A 25,650-nucleotide genomic window follows, 5' to 3' on the forward strand; every position below is an offset into this window, starting at 1 on the left:
ACCCGCGCCCGAGCGGATCCGGTTCACCCACAATCTCGTCCGGGAAACCCTGTACGCGGGGCAGTCACGCCTCCGGCGCACCCGTCTGCACGGCGCGGCCCTCGCGGCGTTGTCCGCCCTGCGGCCGGCCGAGGTGGCCGCGACGGCACACCATGCGGCGCTCGCGGCCACCCCGTCCACCGCCCACCACGCCGTCGCGCACCTCACCGCGGCGGCCCGTCGCGCCGACGCTCTCGGCGCCCGAGCCGATGCGGTCACCCTGTGGGGCGCTGCGGTGTCGGCACACGAGATGTCCACCGTCGTACCGGAAGACGGCCTGCTGCCACTGCTCACCGGATACGTCGGAGCGCTCGCCCACACCGGCGACGTGGTCACCGCACGCGTCGTGCGCCAACGCGCCGTGGATCTCGCCCGGCGGATCGGTGACCCGCCGGCCCTCGTTGCGGCGCTCACTTCGTGGTCCGCGCCGGTCACCTGGACCGTCCGGGTCGACGACGAACCGGACCGGCGCATCCTCGACCCCATGCAGTCACTCCTCGCCACCACCGCCCTCGGCGACCACGACCGGGTCCTGCTGCTCGTCACCGCCGTCTTCGAACTCGAGGGCGCCGACTCGGTGGCCGCCCTCGCCGCGGCCCGCCGCGCGCACGCCCTCGCGCGGGGAACCGCCGACGCCGGGCTGCGCTGCCGTGCGCTCAACGCCCTCGGATTCGTCGCGTACGGCCCGGACCTCGTGGCGCAGCGGCGTGACATCGCCGCGGAACTCCTCACCGTCGCCGGCGACGCGGGGGACGCCGCGTATCAGGCGCAGGCACACTTCCAGTGGTTCCTCGCCGCCGCCGCAGACACCGAACTCGACGAGGCCCGTCGCCACGCCGAACTCGCCGTGCGGTACGCGGCCGGCCGGCAGCTCTCCCAGTTGCTCGGCGTGGTCGAACTGTTCCGAGCCCTGGTGCGCCTCCTCGCCGGCGACGAGGACGGCGCACAGCGCGGATATGACACCGTCGCAGCACAACTCGAGGCGGAGGGTACCGCCTCGGCCCGGTGGATCGGTACCGTCGGACGCATCGGTGTGGCCACGGCGCGCGACGACTTCGCTCCGCTCGTCGCCGAGTTGTCCGCACTCGAATCGGCACGGCCGCACAGTGTCCGGTTCCCGTTGGTCCTCGCCCTGCTCGACAGCGGTGAACACGAACGGGCGCGGCAGTTGTGGCGCGCCCAGCGGCCGTTCCGGCGCGACTACTACTGGCTGGCCATGACATGCCTGCGCGCCCGTGCCGCGGCCCGGCTCGCGGACACGGCGACGGCCCGGGACTGCCATGCGCAGTTGCTGCCGTTCAGCGGCCGCATCGCCGGCCTGGATTCCGGCTCGTTCCACGCCGGCCCCGTGGACGCTGCCCTCGCCGAGACCGCGGCGCTGCTCGGCGATGCGGACTCGGCACACCGATTCCGCGATGCGGCCGCGACACTCACCGCGACGGTGTCGGCACAACTGCACGACCCGGCGTGGGCGGCGTGGCGTTGAGCCCGTTCCGTCGTGTCGCGGACAGGACGCACAGCCCGATCGCCGCGAACGCGCAACCGCGTGGAATTTCGACGACCAGTCCGGTCACGCCCGGCATCGCCGGAATCGGCAGCAGGAGAACGACACCGCCCGCCGCCATGAGGGCGCCGATCCACACCGGTACCGCACGCGAACGGATCAGCGCGATGCCGAACAGGATCATGCTGCCCATGAAGACGAGTCCGCTGACGGTCTGCAGGAGCACATAGGGCTCGTAGTCGAGGAGGGTGTCCGACCCGGAGATCGCCCCTGCCGTCGCCGGATCGCGCGAGAACGGCACGGAGACGAAGGCTTCGATCACCAGGTGCGAGAACGCCACCAGCACCGAGGACAGGAAGTATGTGACGTACGCGACGAGACCGAGCATTCCGGTTCCGGCGGCGACCCAGGCGTACAGCGCGGGCACACCGAGCATCAACAGCAGCGTTCCCGACAGCAGGAGGACGTGGGGGAGGGGATTGATCGGAGCGGACAGCGCCGGCACCGAATGCGCGGCGCCGTCGACGACGGGATGCAGGAGGCCGCCGGCGAGGTTCAACGGGAACGCGGCGACGACGGACACCGCGCCGAGGCGGTACAGCAGTGCGGGAGTTACGGTCATACCGTCAGCGTGACGATTCGGCCTTGCGGTTCCCTTGCCGTCCGCTTGCCGTCCGGGTGGGCAGGGTACGCCTCGGTGTGGCGTGACGCACGGCACTCGAGGAACAACACCCCTTACCCTGTTGTTGACCCATGTTGTGGACCACTGACGTCTTGTGGACCACTGACGTCCCGGTCACGGGCCTCCAGGCTCGACCGTCCCGTATCGAAGTACCAGCAGACAGAAGTACCAGCAGACACCGGAAGGCTCGCATGACCACTGAATCCACGATCCACGACCTGATCATCGTCGGTTCGGGCCCGGCCGGATACACCGCCGGGATCTACGCCGCCCGCGCCGAGCTGTCCCCGCTGCTGTTCGAGGGAACCCAGTTCGGCGGCGCCCTGATGACCACCACCGAAGTCGAGAATTTCCCCGGCTTCCGCGAGGGCATCACGGGACCGGACCTGATGGACCAGATGCGCGAGCAGGCCCTGCGCTTCGGCGCCGACATCCGCACCGAGGACGTCGACGAACTCGACCTGACCGGCCCGGTCAAGAAGGTCGTCGCCAACGGACAGACCTACCACGCCCGCGCCGTCATCCTGGCGATGGGTGCCGCCGCGCGCTACCTCGGCATCCCCGGCGAGGAGCAGCTCCTCGGCCGCGGCGTGTCCGCCTGCGCCACCTGCGACGGCTTCTTCTTCCGTGACCAGGACATCGCCGTCGTCGGCGGCGGCGACTCCGCCATGGAGGAAGCCACCTTCCTGACCCGCTTCGCCCGCAGCGTCACCCTCATCCACCGCCGCGAGGAATTCCGCGCCTCGAAGATCATGCTCGACCGCGCCCGCGCGAACGAGAAGATCCGCATCGTCACCAACGCCAAGCCCGTCGAGGTGCTCGGCGACACCGCCGTGACCGGCCTGGTCCTCGAGGACACCGTTACCGGCGAGCGCAGCACCCTCCCGGTGACCGGCATGTTCGTCGCGATCGGCCACGACCCGCGCAGCGAACTCGTCCGCGGCCAGATCGACCTCGACGACGCCGGCTACGTCCAGGTGCAGACCCCGACCACCGCCACCAACCTGCCGGGCGTCTTCGCCGCGGGCGACCTCGTCGACCACCTCTACCGCCAGGCCATCACCGCCGCCGGCACCGGCTGCTCCGCCTCGCTCGACGCCGAACGCTGGCTCGCCGAGCAGGAAGACCGCCACCCGATCACCGTCAACGCCGGATACTGACCCCTTCCACACCCATCGAGTAGGAGCCATCGTGGCCGAGAAGAACACCGTCACCATCTCCGACGCCTCGTTCGTCGAGGACGTCCTGCAGTCCGACAAGCCGGTACTGGTCGATTTCTGGGCGACCTGGTGCGGCCCGTGCAAGATGGTGGCTCCCGTTCTCGAGGAGATCGCCGGGGAGCACTCCGAGAAGCTCAAGATCGCCAAGCTCGACATCGACGCCAACCCCGCCGCGGCGCGCGACTACAAGGTCATGTCGATCCCGACGATGATCCTGTTCTCCGGTGGCAAGCCGGTGAAGACGATCGTCGGTGCGAAGGGCAAGGCGGCTCTCCTCCGCGACCTCGCCGACGTGCTCTGAGTCACCGTTTCCCCGTCGACACGGATGCGCCCGGATTATTCGTGATCCGGGCGCATCTGCGACAATCGAACGATGGTCTGGTGTCACACCGGGCACAGCAGGTCAGCAGCACGGAAAGGGCCGAGACATGCACCGACTGCGCTACGGCGACCATGGCCCTGCCGTCGCCGAAATCCGGAGCACCCTCACCGGCCTCGGATTTCTGCACGGCGAGTCCGACGTCTCCGCCGGCGACAGCTGGGTGGGCTCCGATGCGGTGTTCGACCGTGAGCTCGACAGCGCGGTGCGTGCGTTCCAGCAGCAGCGCGGTCTGCTCGTCGACGGCATCGTCGGTCCCGCCACATACCGGTCGCTGAAGGAAGCCTCGTATCGGCTCGGCGCCCGCACCCTCATCTATCAGCTCTCCGCACCGCTCTACGGCGACGACGTCGCGACGTTGCAGCGGCGCCTGCAGGATCTCGGGTTCTACGTGGACCGGGTCGACGGCTACTTCGGGCCGCGCACCCACGAGGCCCTGAGCTCCTTCCAGCGGGAGATCGGCCTCGCACCCGACGGCATCTGCGGCGCGGAGACCCTCCGGTCGCTGGAACTGCTCGGCACCCGGGTCACCGGCGGATCGCCGCACGCCATCAGCGAGGAGGAGATCGTCCGCCGGTCCGGTCCGCACCTGAGCGGCAAGCGCATCGTCATCGATCCCGGCCTCGGTGGCCGCGACCACGGCATCATCGTGCGCAGCCCGCACGGCGACATCTCCGAGGCCGACATCCTGTGGGACCTCGCTCGTCGCCTCGAGGGCCGCATGGCCGCGACCGGAATGGAGACCTTCCTCTCCCGGCCGTACCACGCGAATCCGTCGAACATCGAGCGGGCCGGCACCTCCAACGCGTTCGGCGCGGACCTGATGATCTCCCTGCGCTGCGACAGCAGCCCCAATCCGGCCGCGAGCGGCATCGCGAGCTTCCATTACGGCAACGCGCACGGCTCCGAGTCGATGATCGGTCAGGTGCTCACCGGCTTCATCCAGCGCGAGGTGACGGCCCGCACGCCGCTGCGGGACTGCCGTAGCCACGGTCGCACCTGGGATCTGCTGCGCCTGACGAACATGCCGACCGTACAGATCGACCTCGGCTACCTCACTAACACGCAGGACGCCGCGGTCCTCGCCAACCCGCGTTCGCGCGACATCATCGCCGAAGCCATCCTCATCTCGGTCAAGCGGCTGTACCTGCTCGGTCAGGACGACCAGCCCACCGGCACCTACACCTTCGCCGAACTGCTCGCCGAGGAACTGTCGATCACCGAGACCCGCTGAGCGGTTCGCTCAGCGGGCCGCCCCCACCGGGGTACGCCCCGACATGCCCGCGACGGTGAGCGCGGCCTCCTCGAGCAGTCGATCCAGCGCCGCCTCGACCCCCACCTTCCATTCGTGGTCGCGGTCGAGTTCGAGCCGCAACCTCGGGAAGCGGTGGTGGGGAGCGACGACCTCGAAACCCATGTCCTCGAGGAAGCCGGCCTCGACCATGCACTCGGCGGGGGAGCAGTCCCGTGCGGCCGTTGCCCCGGGAACGTCGCTCTCGTCCTCGCCGGCAGTCCGATACCCGAACGCCTCGATCGCGCGCACGTTACGGCGGACCAGATCGGAGATCACCGCGCGGATCAGTGCCGCCCCGAGATCGCTGCCCTCCGCGAGCGGCTCGATCCGGACGGTGGTCAGCAGGATGGCATCCGCGCTCACCGGGGACGTCGGGAACAGCTGAGCGCGCGGCACCATGTTCGGCGGGGCGTAGAACGCGCTACCGGCGGGCTTGTCGTCGAGCGTGGCGACCTGGGCGCAGGAACCCCACTGGAGCATGACCATCGACAGCCATGCCTCCTTCTCGAACTCCGGATCGTAGAACCCGCCCGCGTCGTGTACCGCCGCGGGGTCCATCTCCCAGAACACACAGCGCCGGGCGTGTGCCGACAGCTGATCCATTCCGCCCAGGGTGAGTGTTGTGACTCGAGTCGACACTGGGTTACTCAGCCTCCAAGTCCGTATCCTCGACTGTCGTCCTGACGTGCCGAGGCGTCAAGAGGGGTTGGCCTGAGATTCCATCATCGCCACGATCCGCTCCAGGTCGTCGACCGAGCCGAACTCCACAACGATCTTGCCCTTGCGCTTGCCCAGGCTGACTGTGACACGGGTGTCGAAGGAATTGGACAGGCGCTCCGCGACGTCCTGGAGGCCGGGCATCTGGATGGGCTTGCGGCGCTGCTGCGGTGCGGGGTCCTTCCCGTCGCCGCGGTTCGCCAGCATGACCGCCTCCTCGGTGGCCCGCACGGAAAGGCCCTCGGCGACGATGCGCGCGGCGAGCACCTCCTGGGCGTCGGGTCCGGCCTCGAGCGACAGCAGCGCGCGAGCGTGCCCGGCGGAGAGCACACCCGCCGCCACCCGCCGCTGGACGGGGATCGGCAGCTTGAGCAGACGGATCATGTTGGTGACCACCGGCCGGGATCGGCCGATGCGGGCCGCCAGTTCCTCGTGGGTGACGCCGAACTCCTCGAGCAACTGCTGATACGCCGCCGCCTCCTCGAGCGGGTTGAGCTGGACCCGGTGGATGTTCTCCAGCAGCGCGTCACGCAGGAGGGACTGGTCGTCGGTCTCACGGACGATCGCCGGGATCGTGGCGAGACCGGCCTCCTGGCCGGCCCGCCACCGGCGCTCGCCCATGACGAGCTGGTACCGCTCTCCGTCGAGCCTGCGCACGACGATGGGCTGCATGAGCCCGAACTCACGGATGGAGTGGACGAGTTCGGCGAGCGCCTCCTCGTCGAAGACCTGCCGCGGCTGGCGCGGGTTCGGCTCGATCTTGTCCGCCTCGATCTCGAGGTAGACCGCTCCGGCGGGGGAGGGGAGGGGCGTGTCCGCCGGCGCCGGGGCGCCGTTGCCCGCGGCCTTCGCGGCCGGGGGAGTCGCCTGTTCGGTGGCGGTGGCCTTGTTCGACGTGGTTTTCGGAGCGGCGTTCTTGCGGTTGTCGCCGATGATCACGTCGGCCGCAGCGTTACCGAGGCCGGGGGCGGCCGCCGGGCCGGTCGGAATCAGCGATGCCAGACCCCGCCCCAACCCGCCTTTGCGTGTCGCGCTCATTCGTTCCCCTGCTTCTCGTTCCGGTATCCGCGTGCCGCCAGTTCGCGTCCCGCGTCGAGGTAGCTCATCGCACCGCGCGAACCTGGATCGTAGTCGAGAACAGTCATCCCGTAACCGGGAGCTTCCGAGACCTTCACGCTGCGGGGGATGACGGACCGCAGCACCGCGCTGCCGAAGTGGGCGCGAACCTCCTCCGCGACCTGATCGGCGAGCTTGGTGCGGGCGTCGTACATGGTGAGCAGCACGGTCGAGACGTGCAGTTCGGGATTGAGGTGCGACTGGACGAGTTCGATGTTGCGCAGCAGCTGGCCGACCCCCTCCAGCGCGTAGTACTCGCACTGGATGGGGATGAGCACCTCCTTCGCCGCCACGAGCGCGTTGACGGTGAGGAGACCCAGCGACGGCGGGCAGTCGATGATGACGTAGTCGAAGTCCTCATCGCCGAGCGCGGCGGGGGAGAGAGCGTTCTTGAGACGGTTCTCCCGCGCGACCATCGAGACGAGTTCGATCTCGGCGCCGGCGAGGTCGATGGTGGCCGGGATACAGAACAGGCGCTCGCTGTGCGGGCTCTGCTGGATGGCTTCGGCGGCCTTCACCTCCCCGAGGAGCACCTCGTAGCTCGACGGGACGCCGGAGTGGTGCGGCACCCCGAGGGCGGTGCTGGCATTGCCCTGGGGGTCGAGATCGACGACGAGGACGGTCAACCCCTGAACGGCGAGGGCCGACGCCAGGTTCACCGTGGACGTGGTCTTGCCGACGCCACCCTTCTGGTTCGCGATCGTGATGACGCGGCGGTGCGCCGGCTTGGGGAGTGCGTTCACGGAACTCGGGTGAAGTACCTGGCTGGCTCGGTGCGCGGCGGCGCCGATCGGTGTGTCCAACGGCGAGAGCCCCTCGTACGGAATCGGAGAGAACTCGTCCTCGACGGACTCGGACGCGGCTCCCGTCGGCCTCTGCGCCTCGGTTTCACGTGAAACAGCGGATTCAGATCCACCCGACATTGACCGCTCCTTTGTTGTCGACACACCCGGTTGGCACGGTACATCCCCCTCGCGAAACCACGCCGGTGGTCCACGACCGGCCACCCCGGCCGGCCACCGTTTCGGTCCCGCGACCGGGCGGAGTGAGCCGAGGCGTAGTGGCTGATGCGTGAACTCGGAAAGCGGGTTGCGCCGGCGCAGGTTGGCGACCCTGCCGGCCCACTCCGTTTCCTCGTTTCGACCAGTATCCCATCCACCTTCCGGAGGAGTGCGACGACGTCGCCGACGAAGATGATGTTTCACGTGAAACCTGACGTTTCACGTGAAACAGAGATCCCCGCCGGTGTCGTTTCACGTGAAACGCCACCGGGTGGCGGCGGCGGACCGGGCGCCATCCGAGCGGGCGGGAAATTATCTGTCACAGTGACGAAATGCCATCGAGTGGATGGATGGGCGGTTGCCGCGAAAGATCCGCACTCCCGGACGAATTCCGTTCGTGATCCCAAAAGCCAAGGCAAGCAACAACTTCGGGCGAAACTGGGATCAAAGGAACGGCAGACGGCGGACTTCCACGCGGTCTCGGCGGCGCAGAACCGGAGTTCGCAGTCGAGGAGGGGATTTCCGGACGCGGCGCACGCGGTGAGCGGCGGGTGATGCAGGTGCCGTCAGGATGTGGCCTTCCGCGTCACGCCATCGGGACGCGAGGGGCGGCTCGCACGGGTTGCAGCGACAACAGTGGCGCCTGCTCGAGAGAATCGTTCAGCTCGAGAGTCTCGAGTCGCGCACATCTCGAGTCGGCGCACTCGAGGCGGGAGACCGCTCGAGTGGGGGAGGGGGGCGGTTTCACGTGAAACCTGATCAGCGCTTCTTGCGCCGTCGCACCGGCCGCGGCATCCGCTCCGCCTTCACAACGAGGGTGGGGGTCTCGAGCAGACCCACGCCGCACTCGAGGACCTCGAGGTTGCCGGCACCGAGACGGACGAGTTCGTCGCGATCGCGTTCGATCTCCTCCGCCGCGCTGGAGCCCTTGAGCGCCAGCATCCGTCCGCCCTCGTGCACGAGCGGCAGCGACCACTTGGCGAGCTTCGCCAGCGGCGCCACCGCACGCGAGGTGACGACGTCGGATCCGCCGGCTTCCTTCACGACGCCGGGCTGCTCCGCACGGCCGCGGATGACGAGCACGTTGGTCAGGCCGTGCGTTTCGACGAACTCGGCCAGATACACCGACCGTCGCAGCAGGGGTTCGACGAGGGTCACATGCAGATCGGGGCGGGCGATCGCCAACGGGATACCCGGAAGCCCGGCACCGCTGCCCACATCGACGACACGTTCGCCTTCGTCGATCAGTTCACCCAGCACTGCGCAGTTGAGCAGGTGGCGGTCCCACAGGCGGGGGACCTCGCGCGGACCGATGAGACCGCGCTCCACACCGTCGGTAGCGAGGGAATCCCGGTACTGCTCGGCAAGAGCGAGTCGCTCACCGAAGACGCGAACGGCGATCTCGTGGATGCGCGCCTCGTCCTGTTCCACGTGAAACATCCTCTCCCGACGACACTGGCCTCGAAGAAAGGAGGGATCCCGACGCACCCGCCGAGATCCCTCCCACGCACTGCTGTCCGATCGATACTGCTGTCCGATCGATACTGCTGTCCGGTCAGTTCTTGACGACGACGACCCGGCGCTGCGGCTCGGCGCCCTCGCTCTCGCTGGACACACCCTCGATCTTGGCCACGGCGTCGTGGACGATCTTGCGCTCGAAGGGCGTCATCGGGGTCAGCTCCTCGCGCTCCCCGGTCTCGAGTACCCGCTTCGCGGCGGCCGTGCCGAGCTGGCTGAGCTCTGCGCGCTTGCCCGCCCGCCACCCCGCGATGTCGAGCATCAGCTTGCTGCGCTCGCCGGTGACCTGCTGCACCGCGAGGCGGGTGAGCTCCTGCAGGGCATCGAGTACCTCGCCGTCGCGGCCGACGAGCTTGGACAGATCCTTGCCGCCGTCGATGCTCACGACCGCACGGTCGCCCTCCACGTCGAGATCGATGTCGCCGTCGAAGTCCAGGACGTCGAGCAGCTGCTCGAGGTAGTCGCCGGCGATTTCGCCCTCCTCGATCAGGAGATCGTCCTCGGAGTCGGAATCCGCATCGAGATCCGGCGTCTCGGTGGTCACGTCGGCATCCTCCTGTGCCTTGTCCAGGTCACTGGCCATGATTCGCTCTCTCTTCTTCGGTCAGCGCCGCTTGCGCTTGGAGTTCTTCGAGCCGCTGGGGCGTTTCGATCCGGCGACGTTCTTCGGGCCTCCGGCCGGCGGGGCGGACGGCCCGGCACCGCCGGAGGTGTCGTCCGCCGCCGGCTTCTCCAGCGAGATCTCCGAAGCGTCCGCGGCACCGGCGACAGCGTCCTCCCCGGTGGTGGACGGAGCCTTCTTCTTCGCGGCCCGATCGGGACGGGCACCCGGCTTGGGGGCGTTGTCGCTGCGGCGTGCGATCGCGGCCTGCTTCTTGGCCTCTTCCTCCTGGTCGATCTTGCGGAAGACGATGTGCTGCTGGGCGTAGGTCCAGATGTTGTTGCTCACCCAGTACAGGAGGATGGCGATCGGCAGGAACGGGCCGCCGACGATGACGCCGAGCGGGAACACCCACAGCGCCAGCTTGTTCATGATCGCGGCCTGCGGATTCGCCGCGGCCTGCGCGCTCTGCCGCGCGACGGAGGCGCGGGAGTTGAAGTGGGTCGCGATGCCCGCGACGATCATCAGCGGAATCGCCACGAGCGCGATGTCGAGGCGGGAGGGGATGCCGCCGAACGGCTCGAACGCCACCAGCGACGCCTCGGGCTGGGTGATCCACGCCGAGATCGGCGCGCCGAACAGGCGCGCACTGAGGAAGGACTGCACGTCCTCCGGGCTGAACGCATAGTTTCCGAGCTGGGCGTTCTCCTCCGGTGACAGGCCGAGCTGACCGAATCCTTCACCGGTGCGGTTGAACGAGCGCAGCACGTGGAACAGACCGATGAACACCGGCGCCTGCAACAGGACCGGGAGGCAACCCATCAGCGGGTTGAAGCCGTGTTCCTTCTGCAGCTTCTGGAGTTCGACGGCCTGCCGCTGCCGGTCGTTGGAGTACTTCTTCTGCAGCGCCTTGATCTGCGGTTGCAGTTCCTGCATCTGCCGCGTCGTCCGGACCTGCTTGACGAACGGCTTGTACAGGATCGCGCGCAGCGTGAAGACGAGGAACACCACGGACAGCGCCCACGTCGCGCCGTCGTCGGGTTCCAGTCCGGGCAGGGCCGTGAAGGCGTTGTGCCAGACCCAGAGGATCCAGGACACGGGATAGTAGATGAAGTCGAGCACGGCTCTATGTACTCCTCAGGTCGTCCAAGGTCGCCACCCAGCGGCGTCGGTCCGAAGTCTTCAGTGCCGGTCAGGGACCCCGGTCGACCGATCGATGCCGCCGCTCGGGCACCGGATCCCAACCCCCAGGGTGCCAGGGCGCGCATTTGAGCAGGCGGACGACCGTCAGCACGGAGCCGACCACGAACCCCCGGGTTCGCAACGCCTCGACGGCGTATTCGCTGCAGGTGGGGGTGAAACGGCAGGTCGGCATGCGTGTTGGAGACACGTACGTGCGATAGAGCTCGATGCAGAAGATCAACATCCGGGCCGGTGCGGAGCGCACCGACCGCAGCACGCCGTCAGCGTTCATCCCGTCCGTGTTCATCCCGGCCGCCGCGCCGTCGCGACCAGACCCAGTCGGGCGAGGCCGGAGCGAACCTGCCGGTCGAGTTCCTGCGAGGAGGCCGAGGCGGCACCCGGAAGCGCCCGGACGACGACGTCTGCGCCGGCGGGAACCTCGTCGACGAGAGTCGCACAGATATGACGAAGCCGGCGTGCGACTCGATGTCGAATCACCGCCGGCCCGACAGCCTTGCTCACGACGAATCCGAACCGCGGACCGCCGAAACTCACCACCAGCTCGGCCTGCTCCCGCTCGATCGCGTGAACGACCAGATCTCGCCGCCCCTGCCGGCGGCCACGACGAACGGTCTCGGAGAAGTCCGCGCGGCGCCGCAGGCGATACGGCTCAGGTAGCACCCCGAGCTCCCGGAATCGGGGATCAGGCGGTGAGCGAGGTGCGGCCCTTGCGGCGACGCGCCGACACGATCGCACGACCCGCACGGGTCCGCATCCGGAGACGGAAGCCGTGAACGCGCGCGCGGCGTCGGTTGTTCGGCTGGAACGTCCGCTTGCCCTTGGCCACGGTCAACACTCCTCGAAGTTCTATGACGCCGGTCGGCGTCCTCGGTCCAACGTGTACGGAAATCGCATGACACGTGCCGTACGCGAAAAATACTGCGTGGCAGCACGGATCCGTCACTGCTGTATGAGTGACTGTTCGAGGCTACTCGGCGGCAAGCACGAAATCAAACCGCGCCGGCTCGGCACACGCAAGACGACACGCCGCACACCCATTTTCCCGTGCGTCACGTTCGCACCACGAAGTCGTGTGACTCCGTTCACATTCCGGTACGCTCCCGTTCATGGTTTCGCCGGGGTTGTTCCTCGTCGCCCACCACCGCGGTGAGCGGGGCCACTCGCTTCCGCCGCGCGGGCACCGGCGCTGCGCCCGGCCGCCGGTCTGCGCGCGGGCCGGCACGCGCAGTCGCTAGCCCGGGCCGCGCGCGCCGGGCTTCTCGAGACATGTCACACTGGGCACTTCGTGTCCGAGCCGGACCTCGCGTCTCGTCCTCGGTGTGCCCCGCTCTCTACAACTCCCAATCCACATCCCACAGGCCGCCACCCTGTGGTTGTCCACATCTGTGGATAATCGTGTGGAATTCGGATCGAGAGAACTGGGGAGGACGCGACGTGAACGACGAGCCGAACGCGCTGGCCGACGTGTGGCCGGACGTCGTCGCGGAGCTGACCGCCGACGGCGAGGGCCTCAGCAAGGGCCAGAAGGCGTGGCTCGCCCTGGTCAGGCCGATCACCCTGGCGCAGGGTTTCGCCCTCCTGTCGGTTCCGTCCTCGTTCGCGCAGGAGGCCATCGAGCGGGATCTGCGCGAGCCGATCCTCCGCGCGCTCCACCGCACCCTCGGCCATCGCGTCGAGGGACTCGGCGTGCGCATCGAACCCTCGGCGGCCGTCGACGATCCCGCCGAGGACCCCTACGCCGTGCCCCGGGACACGCTGCCCCTCGAGGGCCTGCCGCCGGACCCCCGCGCGCCCGAGCCCCACGCGTTCGATACGCGGCCGATTCCCACCGGACCGCGCGAGACCGACCCCCGCGACATGGTGCATCCGTTCCGGCGGCGCCGCCCCTCCTCCCTCGACCACGGCATGCTCGAGGTCGACACGGGCGAACTCGAGGAGGTCGACGACGACCGGGAGGCCATGACCGCGGTCCGGGAGTCGTGGCCGTCCTACTTCACCCAGCCGCCGCCGCCCGCCGCCGCGGCACCGACCGGCAGCAGCAGCCTCAACGCGAAGTACACGTTCGACACGTTCGTCATCGGAGCGTCGAACCGGTTCGCCCACGCGGCCGCGGTGGCGATCGCCGAGGCGCCCGCCCGCGCGTACAACCCGCTGTTCATCTGGGGTGCCTCCGGCCTGGGCAAGACGCACCTGCTGCATGCCGCCGGGCACTATGCGCAGCGCCTGTTCCCGGGCATGCGGGTCAAGTACGTCTCCACCGAGGAGTTCACGAACGACTTCATCAACAGCCTCCGCGACGACCGCAAGGTGGCGTTCAAGCGCAGGTACCGCGAGACGGACATCCTCCTCGTCGACGACATCCAGTTCATCGAGGGCAAGGAAGGTATCCAGGAGGAGTTCTTCCACACCTTCAACACCCTGCACAACGCGAACAAGCAGATCGTGGTGTCGTCCGACCGTCCCCCGAAGCAGCTCGCGACGCTCGAGGAGCGCCTGCGGACCCGGTTCGAGTGGGGTCTGATCACCGACGTCCAGCCGCCCGAACTCGAGACCCGCATCGCGATCCTCAGCAAGAAGGCGCGGATGGACCGGCTGGACGTGCCGCACGACGTCCTCGAGTTGATCGCCAGCAGGATCGAACGCAACATCCGCGAACTCGAGGGTGCGCTGATCCGGGTGACGGCCTTCGCGTCCCTCAACCGGCAACCGCTGGACCTGACGCTGGCGGAGGTGGTGCTGCGGGATCTCATCCCCGACTCGACGGCTCTCGAGATCAACTCGGCCACCATCATGGCGGTGACCGCCGAGTACTTCGGCACCTCGATCGACGACCTGTGCGGGCCCGGCAAGGCGCGGCCGCTGGCCCAGGCGCGACAGATCGCGATGTATCTGTGCCGCGAGCTCACCGACCTCTCGCTGCCCAAGATCGGGCAGACCTTCGGCCGGGACCACACGACGGTCATGTACGCGGACAAGAAGATTCGCAAGGAGATGACAGAGCGGCGGAAGGTCTACGACCAGGTGCAGGAGCTGACCGCGCGTATCAAGCAGCGCTCCAAGCGCTGAGCCGTACCACCCTGCGGCAGGGGCCCGGACGATCGCGTCCGGGCCCTTCGTCGTATCCGGGGACGGGCCGGCGGTGGGCGGTGGGTGTGATTCTCGAGACGGATGGGCAGTGACTCACACCTGTGGACAACCGTGTGTACAACGTGGGATCTTTGTGGACGGACGGTGTACCGATGTTGAACACTCTCGAGATGTCCACATCCGTCCTCGAGAATTCCTCGAGTTCATCCTCGAGAGTGCGGGGCTCGAGAAGCCCGCCTCACCAGCGTAGACGGTCGTTCGTCCACAGATTCCACAACCCCTATTACTACTTCTGTGTTTTCTCTCGAAGATTCCTCTTTCAAAACAGGCTTGTGGAGGACTCGAGTGCACAGGGTCTCGAGTGCCGCGCCCCCCTCGAGCCTCCGGCTTTCCAAGTGCTCCACGAGCGCATACCGTGGAGCGACGTCCCCGCCGCCGACCTCGGTGTCGGGGTCCTGTGCCAGACTTCGTTGAATCGATCGACAGCCATCAGAGCGAAAGGATCCGCCGGGCGATGGAGCTTGGAAGCATGAAGTTTCGTGTCGCTCGCGAGGACTTCGCCGACTCCGTCGCGTGGGTTGCGCGCAGTCTTCCGTCGCGGCCGCCGGTGCCGGTGCTCGGCGGCGTCCTCCTCGGCGCCGACGAGCAGGGACTGACCGTCTCCGGGTTCGACTACGAGGTCTCCGCGCAGGTCCATGTCTCCGCAGAGGTCATCACCCCCGGGCAGGTACTCGTGTCGGGCCGCCTGCTCGCCGACATCACCCGCGCGCTGCCCAACAAGCCCGTCGACGTGGTGCTCGACGGAACGCGGGTGCTCATCAACTGCGGTAGTGCGAAGTTCTCCCTGCCGACCATGCCGGTCGAGGACTACCCGCAGCTGCCCGAGTTGCCGCAGCAGACCGGTTCGCTGCCCGTGGAGGTGTTCGCCGAGGCGATCAGCCAGGTCGCGGTCGCGGCCGGCAAGGACGACACCCTGCCGATGCTGACCGGTATCCGTGTGGAGATCGACGGCACCCACATGGTGCTCGCGGCCACCGACCGGTTCCGCCTCGCGGTCCGCAAGATCGAGTGGATGCCCACCGCCGACACCGCGACCGCCGCGGTCCTCGTGCCGGCCAAGACCCTCTCCGAGTCGGCGAAAACCGTTGGCGGATCTTCTAATTCGCCCGTCCAGCTCGCACTGGGTGCCGGTTCGTCGGTCGGCGCCGAGGGCCTGCTCGGCATCGTTGCGGACGGCCGGCGCACCACCACCCGCCTCCTCGACGCCGAATTCCCCAAGTTCCGCCAGTTGCTGCCGACCGAGCACACCGCGATGGCGACCGTCGACATCGCGCCGCTCGTGGACGCGATCAAGCGCGTCGCGCTCGTCGCCGAGCGCGGGGCGCAGGTGCGACTCGAGTTCACCGACGGCGGTCTGCTGTTGTCGGCCGGTGGCGACGACGCCGGGCGCGCGGAGGAGTCCCTCGCCGCGGAGTTCCAGGGTGAGCCGCTGATCATCGCGTTCAACCCCGGGTACCTGCTCGACGGTCTCGGCTCGCTGCACAGCGAGAAGGTGTCGTTCGGCTTCACGACGCCGAGCCGTCCCGCGGTGCTGCGACCGGCGCTCGAGGAAGCGCCCGAGCCCGACGCCTCCGGTACGTTCGCCGCCCCGGACAGCGACTACACCTATCTGCTGATGCCGGTGCGCCTGCCGGGCTGACCCGGGGGCAGGAAACGGTCGGAGCCCGTGTACGTTCGCACCTTCTCGTTGCGCGACTTCCGTTCCTGGGAAGCCGTTTCGCTGAATCTGGCGCCGGGGCCGACGGTGTTCCTCGGTCGCAACGGGCACGGCAAGACCAACCTGCTCGAGGCGCTCGGCTACCTGTCGACGCTGACCTCGCACCGGGTGTCCGGCGATGCCCCGCTGTTCCGGAGCGGGACGTCGCGCGCCCAGGTGGGTGCGGTCGTCGTCAACGGCGGCCGGGAACTGGGTATCGACGTCGAACTCAACGAGGGCCGGCCCAACCGGGGCCGGATCAACCAGTCCCCGACCCGGCGGCCGCGCGAGATCCTCGGCATCCTGCGGACGGTGTTGTTCGCGCCGGAGGACCTGTCGCTGGTGCGGGGCGACCCGGGCGACCGGCGCCGGTTCCTCGACGAGCTGCTCGCCACCCGCATCCCGCGGATGAGCGGGGTCCGCGCCGACTACGACAAGGTGCTGCGACAGCGCTCGGCCCTGCTGAAGACGGCCGGGGGTGCGCTGCGCCGCGGCAGCCGGTCCGGCGACGGGGCGAGCGCCCTGGCGACGCTCGACGTGTGGGACGGCCATCTCGCGGCACACGGGTCCGAGCTGCTCGCGGCCCGTGTCGCGCTGCTGCACGAGCTCGCCCCGCACGTCGCCGAGGCGTACCGATCGATCGCCCCCGAGTCACGACCGGCGCTGCTCCGTTACCGCAGCACGGTGGGCGAGGCGCTGCCGCCGGAGTTCGCCGACCCGGCCCGCGCGCCGCGATCCGACGACCGTGAGGTGCTCGAGGCCGCGTTCCTGACCCGGCTGGCGCAGGCGCGGACGAAGGAGATCGAGCGGGGCGTGTGCCTGGTGGGCCCCCACCGCGACGAACTCGACCTGATCCTGGGTGATCAGCCGGCCAAGGGATTCGCCAGCCACGGGGAGTCCTGGTCGTTCGCGCTGGCGCTGCGCCTGGGCGCCTTCTCGCTCCTGCGGGCCGACGGCACCGACCCGGTCCTCATGCTGGACGATGTGTTCGCCGAGCTGGATCGGCGTCGTCGCACCGCGCTCGCCGCCGTCGCGGCCTCGGCCGAGCAGGTACTCATCACCGCCGCGGTCCCCGAGGACGTGCCGGCGGAGCTGTCCGCGGTCCGGTTCGGGGTGCGGGCCGAGGACACCGACCGGGGACGGCTCTCGGTGCTGACCCGGCTCGACGGCGGCGATCCCTCGCAGCCGGATCTGGACGGAACCGTGGACGGAGCACTGCGATGAGCACCGAGAATCCGGGCGAACAACCCCCCGAGCCGCCGTTGCGCGGGATCGACCTGGCCCGTCGCGCGCTGGAGGAGGCCCGTGCGGCGGCGAAGGCGAGCGGGAAGTCGGTGGGGCAGGGGCGCGCGTCACGCGGGGCGCTGCGGCCACGGCGCCGCCGCCGCGGCTGGTCGGGCCCGGGCCCCGACGAGCGGGACCCGCAGCCGCTCGGCGCGCTGGCGAACTCGCTGGCCAAGCAGCGGGGATGGTCGGGGCGCGTGTCGGAGGGCACGGTGCTGGGCAGTTGGGCGCGCGTGGTCGGCGACGATATCGCCTCGCACGCGTCGCCGACGACGCTGCGCGACGGGGTGCTGCACGTGTCGGCGGAGTCGACCGCGTGGGCGACCCAGCTGCGCATGATGCAGGCGCAGATCCTCGCGAAGATCGCCGCCGCGGTCGGGCACGGGGTGGTCAAGGAGCTGCGGATCACCGGGCCGACGGCGCCGAGCTGGCGTAAGGGGGAGCGGCACGTCCGCGGCCGCGGACCGCGGGACACGTACGGCTGATCCGACCCTGGATTTATATGTAACCCGATGTTACGTTGAAATCAGCCGGTTGTGCGCTGCCGCACACGTCCGCATCGGGAGGTACGTCCATGTCCACACCACTCATCGAACCGGACCGCGTCTTGCTCCAGGCCCGCAACGTCGAGTTCGACTGGAGCACGCTGCCCCTGCACTGGGTGCCGGGCGATCCGTTCAGCACCCACGTGCTCAACGTCCTGCATCTGTTGCTGCCGGCGGGGGAGGAGTGGTTCGTCGAGACGTTCAAGGAGGCGCTGCCGCTCATCGAAGACGAACAACTGCGCGAAGACGTCGTGGGATTCATCGGCCAGGAATCGGTGCACTCCCACGCTCACCAGGGGGTACTCGAGCAACTCGAGTCGAAGGGTCTCGATCCCACCCCGTTCACGGACCAGATGCGGTGGCTGTTCGGCCGGTTGCTCGGCCGGCGACCGCTGACCGGACTGCGCGCGGAGAACTACCTCGTCGAGCGGCTCGCCATCATCGCCGCCGTCGAGCACATCACCGCGTTCCTCGGGGACTGGGTCCTCAATGCGAAGGGCCTCGACGCGGCGGGCACCGATCCGACCATGCTCGACCTGCTGCGCTGGCACGGCGCCGAGGAGGTCGAGCATCGCAGCGTCGCCTACGACGTGATGCGCTACTTCGACCCCGGGGAGGCCCGGCGGATCCGCACCCAGCTCCTCGTCACCCCGGTCCTCGTGTGGTTGTGGATCCGCGGTGCCCGATTCCTCATGGCCCACGACCCGGACCTGGCGCGTGCATCGAAACATGTGCGTGCACCCCATCTTTCGGACTGGCTGGCGGCGAGTCGCCGCGGCACGCTACCCGGCCCGGTGGACCTCGGCAGGCGCATGTCGCGGTACTTCCACCGCTCGTACCACCCGAGCCACGAGGGCTCGACCGGTCAGGCGGTCCGTTATCTGGCGTCCTCCCCCGCGGCCCGGGCGGCAGCCCGATGACCGGGGTGCTGCCGCGGCACCGTCGCCCGTCGGACCTGCACGGGCGGAACCGGACCGACCGTGCGATGGGCCTGCTCGGATCCGTCGTGGAGAGCTACCTGCGTCTCGTCACGGCTCTCGGCTACGACGGCGCCGCCGGTGCCGGGGACCCCGATCTGCAGCTGAATCTGGTTGTCACCGAAAAGGACCCGGTGACAGTCGACGGCGACGTGGTGCGGTTGACGCTGCGTGCCCCCGGCGGCGCCGAGCTGCCGGCGTGGCACCCGGGTGCCCACCTCGACTTCCATCTGCCCTCCGGGCGGCGACGGCAGTACTCGCTGTGCGGCGATCACGAGGACCGCACCCGCTACACCGTCGCGGTTCGCCGGATCTCCGGCGGCGGGGGCGGGTCGCTCGAGATGCATGCCCTCGAACCGGGCGACCCGGTGGCCGTGCGCGGTCCGCGCAACGGGTTCCCGTTCGTCGCCGAGGGTGCGGCCCTGTTCGTCGCCGGCGGGATCGGCATCACTCCCGTCCTGGCGATGACCCGCGCCGCGGACCGTGCCGGAATGGACTGGCGGCTCGTCTACACCGGACGCACCCGGGCCGCGATGCCGTTCCTCGACGAGATCGGAACATGGGATCCGTCAAGGGTTTTCGTACGCCCGGACGACGAGCACGGCACGCCGACGGGCGCCGACCTGCTCGCGGGCGCCCCCGCCGGCGGGGCCGTCTACTGTTGTGGGCCCACCCCGATGCTGGACGCGGTGCGTGCCGGCATCGATGCCACGGGGGCGTCGGCCCTGCACTTCGAGCGGTTCGGTGCCCCACCCGTCGTCGACGGCCGGGCCTTCGAGGTCCAACTGGCGAGCACCGGAGAGGTGCTCGCCGTCCCGGCCGACGAATCGGCGCTCGAAGTGATCCGCCGGCGCCGGCCCGGCATCGGCTACTCGTGCCGGCAGGGGTTCTGCGGAACCTGCCGGGTGCGGGTCCTGTCCGGCACCCCCGACCACCGCGAGAACCGGCTCACCCCCGAGGAACGTCGCGAGGAGATGCTCGTCTGTGTCTCGCGCGCCGACGGTGGCCGGCTCGTACTCGACCTCTGAGGGAGAACATGACCACTCGTACCGTCACGAACGGAGCCGTCCGCCTCCACCTCGTCGAGGAGGGCAACCCGCAGGGGCCGACCCTCGTGCTGGTCCACGGCTGGCCCGACACGCATGCCCTGTGGGACCGCGTGGTGCCCGCGCTGGCCGGTGACTTCCGGATCGTCCGGTTCGACAACCGCGGTGCCGGCGCGTCGACCGTGCCGCGCGACGTCGCGGCCTACCGGCTCGAACTGCTCGCCGCGGACCTGTTCGCGGTGATCGACGCGGTGAGCCCGGACGCGCCCGTGCACCTGCTCGGGCACGACTGGGGGTCGGTGCTGGGCTGGGAGGCCGTGTGCGAACCCGGGGCGGCGGAGCGGATCGCGTCGTACACCTCGGTGTCCGGGCCGAACCTCGACCACCTCGCGCTGTGGATGCGTCGCCGGCTGGGGGAGCGGCGCCCGCTCGGCCCGCTCGAGCAGGCCGTGGCGTCGTCCTACACGGTGCTGTTCCAGACCCCCGGCCTGCCCGTGCCCGCGTTGCGGTGGTGGTTCTCCCGGCACTGGCCGGGATTCGTCGGGTTCTTCGACCGCTCCGACCCGGCCCTGATCGGACCCGTCGCGCCCACGCTCGCCGACGACATGGTGCACGGCCTGAAGCTGTACCGGGCGAACCTGCGCCGGCGGCTCCGCGCGCCGCGCGAGCGGCGCACCGACGTCCCCGTTCAGCTGATCCAGGGCCTGCGGGACCGGGCGGTGCGGCCGGTCGGGTACGAGGACACCGAGAAGTGGGTCCCCGATCTGCGCCGGGAACCGCTCGACGCCGGGCACTGGTCGCCGCGCTCGCATGCCGGGGAGCTCGCGGCCGCGACCGCGCGCTTCGTGCGCGACGTCGAGGCGCGGCACACTGTCCGAACCTCGTCGCCCTAGCGATTCACCCTCCCGTACTCGCGACGCCGCGCCTGCGGGCCGGTGAGCGGCGTCGGCGGCCCGTCCTGTGTCGGGCGGGGCAAGTACGCTTCCGGGCAGTAGGATGAATTCCGAATGCGTGCGCGTGTGCGCGAGACCCAGGCGGAAGAAGGAGAGCTACCAACCCGTGGCTGCCCAGAAGTCGAACAAGAGCAACAGTGAGTACGGTGCTTCCTCCATCACCGTCCTCGAGGGTCTCGAGGCGGTGCGCAAGCGCCCCGGCATGTACATCGGTTCCACCGGTGAGCGCGGCCTGCACCACCTGATCTGGGAGGTCGTCGACAATTCGGTCGACGAGGCGATGGCCGGCCATGCCACCAAGGTCGAGGTGACCCTCCTCGAGGACGGCGGCGTGCAGGTCGTCGACGACGGCCGTGGCATCCCCGTCGGGATGCACGCCTCCGGCATCCCGACCGTCGAGGTCGTGCTGACCCAGCTGCACGCGGGCGGCAAGTTCGATTCCGATGCCTACGCCGTCTCCGGCGGTCTGCACGGCGTCGGCATCTCGGTGGTCAACGCGCTGTCCACCCGGCTCGAGGTGGAGATCGACAACGACGGCTACCACTGGGAGCAGACGTACCTGTCGTCGAAGCCCGGCGAACTGATCAGGGGCGAGCCCACGCGGGCCACCGGCACCACCGTCCGGTTCTGGTCGGACCCGGACATCTTCGAGACCACGACCTACAACTTCGAGACGGTCGCGCGGCGCCTGCAGGAGATGGCGTTCCTCAACAAGGGCCTGACGATCACGCTGACCGACGAGCGGGTCGCCCCCGAGGAGGTCACCGACGAGGTCGTCAGCGAACTCGCCGAGGCACCGAAGAAGGCCGAGGAGCAGGAACAGGCCGAGGCCGAACAGCATCACAAGGTCAAGACCCGCGTCTACCACTACCCGGGTGGCCTCGAGGACTACGTGCGGCACATCAACCGCACCAAGCAGCCGATCCACAACTCGGTCGTCGGCTTCACCGCGAAGGGCACCGGCCACGAGCTCGAGGTCGCGATGCAGTGGAACTCGGGCTACTCCGAGTCGGTCCACACCTTTGCCAACACGATCAACACCCACGAGGGCGGCACCCACGAGGAGGGCTTCCGCGCGGCCCTGACCTCGGTGGTCAACAAGTACGCGAAGGACAAGAAGCTCCTCAAGGACAAGGACCCGAACCTCACCGGCGACGACATCCGCGAGGGACTGGCCGCGATCATCTCGGTCAAGGTCGGCGAACCGCAGTTCGAGGGCCAGACCAAGACCAAGCTCGGCAACACCGAGGTCAAGTCGTTCGTGCAGAAGGCCTGCAACGAGCACCTGTCGCACTGGCTCGAGGCGAACCCGGCCGACGCGAAGACCATCGTGACGAAGGCGGTCTCGTCCGCGCAGGCCCGCGTCGCCGCCCGCAAGGCGCGCGAGCTGGTCCGGCGCAAGTCCGCCACCGATCTCGGCGGGCTGCCCGGCAAGCTGGCGGACTGCCGGTCGAACGACCCGAGCAAGTCCGAGATCTACATCGTCGAGGGCGACTCCGCCGGTGGCTCCGCGAAGTCGGGACGCGACTCGATGTACCAGGCGATCCTGCCGCTGCGCGGCAAGATCATCAACGTCGAGAAGGCGCGCATCGATCGCGTGCTGAAGAACAACGAGGTCCAGGCGATCATCACCGCCTTCGGCACCGGTATCCACGACGAGTTCGACATCGCGAAGCTGCGCTACCACAAGATCGTGCTGATGGCCGACGCCGACGTCGACGGCCAGCACATCGCCACGCTGCTGCTGACGCTGCTGTTCCGCTTCATGCGTCCGCTGGTCGAGCACGGCCACGTGTACCTGGCGCAGCCGCCGTTGTACAAGCTCAAGTGGCAGCGTTCCGAGCCCGAGTTCGCGTACTCCGACCGGGAGCGTGACGGCCTGCTCGAGCGCGGTCTCGCCGCCGGCAAGAAGATCAACAAGGACGACGGCATCCAGCGTTACAAGGGTCTCGGCGAGATGAACGCCAAGGAACTGTGGGAGACCACCATGGATCCCAGCGTGCGCGTGCTGCGTCAGGTGACGCTCGACGACGCGGCCGCAGCCGACGAGCTGTTCAGCATCCTGATGGGCGAGGACGTCGAGGCACGTCGCAGTTTCATCACCCGTAACGCCAAGGACGTTCGCTTCCTGGACGTCTGACCGGGTTCCACGGCCCCGGAGAGGGCGGCGGAAGGGGTGTGTGACGAGGTTCACACCACCGCTTTCGCCGCCCTTCGGCGCGTCGGGTGCGCGTTCCCGGGCCGCGAATGTTACTGGTCGGTAGAGTTTTCGGCTCGGTGACCGGCTCGGGGCGCGACTCCCGCCGGTTCCGGGAGTGGTCGTGCTCCTTTCGTTATCCGCACTCGGACGGATATGGTGCGTGCACTCAGGAACGTCTCTTCCGACCACTCCACCCGCAGCCGCACCTCCTCGACACCGAGCGGTGTGGCGCGGGTGTGGGTCGGCGGCGGAAACCGGGTGGAAAGTGAGCTGTGAAGATGAGTGACGAATCGCCACCTCGGCAGCGGTGGTGGAACATCGAAGGGTGGGGCCTTCGCTGGAAGGTGACCGCCGTTCTCGCCGTTCCCGTGACCGTGGCAATGGTGCTGGGCGGCCTGCGCGTGCAGCAGGAGCTCTCCAACGCCGTCCACTTCTCGTCCGCTGCCGACCAGGTGGCCGTCGTGCCCGACCTCGTCGACTTCGGTACCGCCTTCGGTACCGCCTCCGCGACGCTGGCCGCCGGCACCGGCATCACGAACGAGATCGAGAACCTCGACGCGACACTGGAACGCGTCCGGGCGGTGTCCCAGAATCCGGAGCTGGATCCGGTCATCGCCGCGGACCTCACCCGCACCGTGGCCGCCGCCGAGGCGCTGCGAGACCGTATCGCGGCCGGCAACATCCCGCTCCCCGAGCTCAACGAGCAGACCAATGCCATCCGCAAGGACCTGATCCGCATCGTCGAGGCGATCGTCGAGCCGATCGAGGATCCGTCCGTGCTCGCCGAGGGCACCCGGCTCGTCGACGCCTGGGCGTCGCAGCGCTACCTGTTCGATCAGGTGATGGGCATCGTGGCGATCCTGCGGGACCCGGACCAGCCGGGCACCACCCTGGTGTCCGCGTCCGGCTCCGAGCTCGCCATGCTCGAGACGCTCGCCCGGTCGTATCCGGCGTCCGACGCCCAGATCCAGGAGCTGCGCAACGGCGTCGCCGAGCGCACCGCGATGATCGACGCCGCCGGCGACGGGCCGCTGCCCATCCTGAACCTGCGCTCGTCGCTGCTGCAGAGCGTCGAGGTCTACGGCACCCTCATCGACGAGGCGTCCGACGCGATCAGCGAGACCGTTCTCGCCCGCGCCTCCGACACCCGCTCCGCCGCCCTCCGCGACACCGCGATCGTGCTCGGTGCCCTGCTCGCCGCGCTCGTCCTGGCGCTTCTCGTGTCGCGGTCGCTCGTCGGCCCGATCCGCCGCCTGCGCTACGGCGCTCTCAAGGTCGCCCGGCAGGAACTCCCCGACGCCATCGACCGCATCAAGGTGGGTGACAACGTCGAGGACATCGAGTTCACGCGGGTCCCGGTGCACACGACCGAGGAGGTCGGCCAGCTCGCCCGCGCCGTCGACGACATGCACGGGCAGGCCCTGCGCCTCGCCGGCGAGCAGGCCCACCTCCGCCTGCAGATCAACGACATGTTCGAGACCCTCGCCCGGCGCAGCAAGTCGCTCGTCGAGCAGCAGCTCGGCCTCATCGAACGACTCGAGTACGAGGAGAAGGATCCGGCCCGGCTCGAGAGCCTGTTCCGCCTCGACCACCTCGCGGCGCGCATGCGCCGTAACGGCGACAACCTGCTGATCCTCTCGGGCACCCGGATGCGGCGCGGCCACTCCGCGCCCGTACAGCTCGGTGACATCCTGCGTGCCGCGATGTCCGAGGTGGAGGACTACCAGCGCGTCCAGATCGGCTCGACGCCGGAAGGCGCACTCAGCGGCACGGTCGCCACGGACATCGTCCACCTGCTCGCCGAGCTCGTCGACAACTCGCTGCGGGCGTCCCCGCCGGACAGCACCGTGACGTTCAGCTTCGCCCGGGCCGTCGACGGTGGCCTGCTCGTCGAGATCGCCGACCGCGGTATCGGGATCCCGGCCGAGGAACTCGACGCGATCAACGAGCGGCTTGCTCTCGGCGGCGAGGTCGGTCCCGACACCGCCCGCCACATGGGTCTGTTCGTGGTCTCTCGCCTCGCGGCGCGGCACGGCCTCACCGTGCGGCTGCGCCCGACGTTCGACACCGCACGCAACCCGGGCATCACCGCCAGCGTCCACATTCCCGACGTGCTCCTCGTCTCGCCGCTCGCCCTGTCGCAGACCGGGCCGCAGCCGCGCATGGGCGAGGACGGCCGTCCGGCCGAGGCCCTGGCTCCGCGGCCGCCGCGCGACGTCGCGGCCCCGGCCCTGCCGGAACGCACTCCCGCGCCGGAATCGCCGCTGCCGCAGCGCCAGCCGGCACCCGTTCCTCCGGAGCCGTCCGCGGGTCTGCCGCAGCGTCAGCCGGGGACCACTCCGGGTCTGCCGCAGCGCCGCCCCGGCTCGACTCCCGGTCTGCCGCAGCGTCAGCCGGGTGTCATCCCGGGTCCTGCGCCGCGCCAGCCCACGCCGCTGTCGGAACTGCCCCGACGGCAACCCGGTCCGACGCCGGTCCTGCCGCCGCGCCGCTCGGAGACGGTCTCGTCTGCTCCTGCTCCCGCCGCG

Annotated in this window: 22 protein-coding genes and 1 pseudogene; 13 read left to right on the top strand and 10 right to left on the bottom strand. The window is 69.3% G+C overall.

Annotated elements, in window-relative coordinates:
• Positions 1-1,525, top strand: a pseudogene (locus tag CQZ88_RS22340) (hypothetical protein); the annotation flags it as partial.
• Here the strand turns inward: CQZ88_RS22340 and CQZ88_RS22345 are convergent.
• Positions 1,470-2,165 carry a hypothetical protein gene (locus CQZ88_RS22345; RefSeq protein WP_029546795.1) on the bottom strand — a complete coding sequence of 232 codons (696 nt, stop codon included), beginning with the start codon at positions 2,163-2,165 and terminating at the stop codon, positions 1,470-1,472. The pseudogene CQZ88_RS22340 and the gene CQZ88_RS22345 sit on opposite strands and share 56 nt — an antisense overlap.
• A gap of 251 nt (positions 2,166-2,416) precedes the next feature.
• Between CQZ88_RS22345 and trxB the strand changes: the two genes are divergently transcribed.
• The 3 genes from trxB to CQZ88_RS22360 all read left to right on the top strand — a co-directional run bounded on the left by trxB (position 2,417) and on the right by CQZ88_RS22360 (position 5,058).
• Positions 2,417-3,385, top strand: coding sequence for a thioredoxin-disulfide reductase (gene trxB / locus CQZ88_RS22350; protein ID WP_006934439.1), 969 nt, complete (start codon positions 2,417-2,419; stop codon positions 3,383-3,385).
• Between the two features lie 31 nt (positions 3,386-3,416).
• Positions 3,417-3,746, top strand: coding sequence for a thioredoxin (gene trxA, locus CQZ88_RS22355; protein ID WP_006934442.1), 330 nt, complete (start codon positions 3,417-3,419; stop codon positions 3,744-3,746).
• A gap of 127 nt (positions 3,747-3,873) precedes the next feature.
• Positions 3,874-5,058 carry an N-acetylmuramoyl-L-alanine amidase gene (locus CQZ88_RS22360; RefSeq protein ID WP_006934443.1) on the top strand — a complete coding sequence of 395 codons (1,185 nt, stop codon included), beginning with the start codon at positions 3,874-3,876 and terminating at the stop codon, positions 5,056-5,058.
• 9 nt (positions 5,059-5,067) lie between these two features.
• Here CQZ88_RS22360 and CQZ88_RS22365 read toward each other — a convergent pair whose 3' ends face one another.
• The 9 genes from CQZ88_RS22365 to rpmH form a co-directional block, all read right to left on the bottom strand.
• Entirely contained in the window at positions 5,068-5,757 is a 690-nt protein-coding gene (locus tag CQZ88_RS22365; protein ID WP_006934444.1) for a hypothetical protein, read from the bottom strand.
• Positions 5,758-5,814: 57 nt separating this feature from the next.
• Positions 5,815-6,873 carry a ParB/RepB/Spo0J family partition protein gene (locus CQZ88_RS22370; RefSeq protein WP_029546797.1) on the bottom strand — a complete coding sequence of 353 codons (1,059 nt, stop codon included), beginning with the start codon at positions 6,871-6,873 and terminating at the stop codon, positions 5,815-5,817.
• Entirely contained in the window at positions 6,870-7,874 is a 1,005-nt protein-coding gene (locus tag CQZ88_RS22375) for a ParA family protein (RefSeq protein WP_065923254.1), read from the bottom strand. Before CQZ88_RS22375 ends, CQZ88_RS22370 begins: the two co-directional genes overlap by 4 nt.
• 837 nt (positions 7,875-8,711) lie before the next feature.
• Positions 8,712-9,392, bottom strand: coding sequence for a 16S rRNA (guanine(527)-N(7))-methyltransferase RsmG (gene rsmG / locus CQZ88_RS22380; RefSeq protein ID WP_065923253.1), 681 nt, complete (start codon positions 9,390-9,392; stop codon positions 8,712-8,714).
• 115 nt (positions 9,393-9,507) lie between these two features.
• Positions 9,508-10,053: a R3H domain-containing nucleic acid-binding protein gene (locus tag CQZ88_RS22385; RefSeq protein WP_029546800.1), complete on the bottom strand. Its 546-nt coding sequence runs from the start codon at positions 10,051-10,053 to the stop codon at positions 9,508-9,510.
• 21 nt (positions 10,054-10,074) lie between these two features.
• Positions 10,075-11,193: a membrane protein insertase YidC gene (gene yidC / locus CQZ88_RS22390; protein ID WP_006934450.1), complete on the bottom strand. Its 1,119-nt coding sequence runs from the start codon at positions 11,191-11,193 to the stop codon at positions 10,075-10,077.
• A gap of 70 nt (positions 11,194-11,263) precedes the next feature.
• Entirely contained in the window at positions 11,264-11,545 is a 282-nt protein-coding gene (gene yidD, locus CQZ88_RS22395; RefSeq protein WP_006934452.1) for a membrane protein insertion efficiency factor YidD, read from the bottom strand.
• Between the two features lie 11 nt (positions 11,546-11,556).
• Complete coding sequence (rnpA, locus tag CQZ88_RS22400; RefSeq protein WP_006934454.1) at positions 11,557-11,934, bottom strand: ribonuclease P protein component; 378 nt, start codon at positions 11,932-11,934, stop codon at positions 11,557-11,559.
• Between the two features lie 22 nt (positions 11,935-11,956).
• Positions 11,957-12,100: a 50S ribosomal protein L34 gene (rpmH, locus tag CQZ88_RS22405; RefSeq protein WP_006934459.1), complete on the bottom strand. Its 144-nt coding sequence runs from the start codon at positions 12,098-12,100 to the stop codon at positions 11,957-11,959.
• A gap of 608 nt (positions 12,101-12,708) precedes the next feature.
• On the opposite strand from rpmH, the gene dnaA reads away from it, so the two are divergent.
• From dnaA to CQZ88_RS22450, 9 genes are all read left to right on the top strand, one after another.
• Positions 12,709-14,340, top strand: a complete 1,632-nt coding sequence (gene dnaA / locus CQZ88_RS22410; protein WP_044475805.1) for a chromosomal replication initiator protein DnaA — start codon at positions 12,709-12,711, stop codon at positions 14,338-14,340.
• Between the two features lie 535 nt (positions 14,341-14,875).
• Positions 14,876-16,060, top strand: a complete 1,185-nt coding sequence (gene dnaN / locus CQZ88_RS22415; protein WP_029546803.1) for a DNA polymerase III subunit beta — start codon at positions 14,876-14,878, stop codon at positions 16,058-16,060.
• Between the two features lie 27 nt (positions 16,061-16,087).
• Complete coding sequence (gene recF / locus CQZ88_RS22420; RefSeq protein WP_029546804.1) at positions 16,088-17,341, top strand: DNA replication/repair protein RecF; 1,254 nt, start codon at positions 16,088-16,090, stop codon at positions 17,339-17,341.
• Positions 17,338-17,886: a DUF721 family protein gene (locus CQZ88_RS22425; protein ID WP_043799108.1), complete on the top strand. Its 549-nt coding sequence runs from the start codon at positions 17,338-17,340 to the stop codon at positions 17,884-17,886. Before recF ends, CQZ88_RS22425 begins: the two co-directional genes overlap by 4 nt.
• An 89-nt stretch (positions 17,887-17,975) precedes the next feature.
• On the top strand, positions 17,976-18,866 hold the full coding sequence (locus tag CQZ88_RS22430) for a metal-dependent hydrolase (protein ID WP_006934466.1): 891 nt from the start codon (positions 17,976-17,978) through the stop codon (positions 18,864-18,866).
• The gene (locus CQZ88_RS22435) at positions 18,863-19,951 is read left to right on the top strand and encodes a PDR/VanB family oxidoreductase (RefSeq protein WP_044475807.1); all 1,089 of its coding nucleotides are present in this window, start codon (positions 18,863-18,865) and stop codon (positions 19,949-19,951) included. The genes CQZ88_RS22430 and CQZ88_RS22435 overlap by 4 nt, the downstream gene beginning before the upstream one ends.
• Positions 19,952-19,959: 8 nt before the next feature.
• Positions 19,960-20,862 carry an alpha/beta fold hydrolase gene (locus CQZ88_RS22440; protein WP_006934470.1) on the top strand — a complete coding sequence of 301 codons (903 nt, stop codon included), beginning with the start codon at positions 19,960-19,962 and terminating at the stop codon, positions 20,860-20,862.
• A gap of 166 nt (positions 20,863-21,028) precedes the next feature.
• On the top strand, positions 21,029-23,062 hold the full coding sequence (gene gyrB, locus CQZ88_RS22445; protein ID WP_006934474.1) for a DNA topoisomerase (ATP-hydrolyzing) subunit B: 2,034 nt from the start codon (positions 21,029-21,031) through the stop codon (positions 23,060-23,062).
• A gap of 338 nt (positions 23,063-23,400) precedes the next feature.
• Positions 23,401-25,650: ATP-binding protein (locus CQZ88_RS22450; protein ID WP_180987063.1), on the top strand; the 2,250-nt coding region annotated here is incomplete at its 3' end.

It is taken from the genome of Rhodococcus sp. ENV425 (genome assembly GCF_002887785.1).
GTDB classification, from domain to species: Bacteria; Actinomycetota; Actinomycetes; order Mycobacteriales; family Mycobacteriaceae; genus Rhodococcus; species Rhodococcus aetherivorans.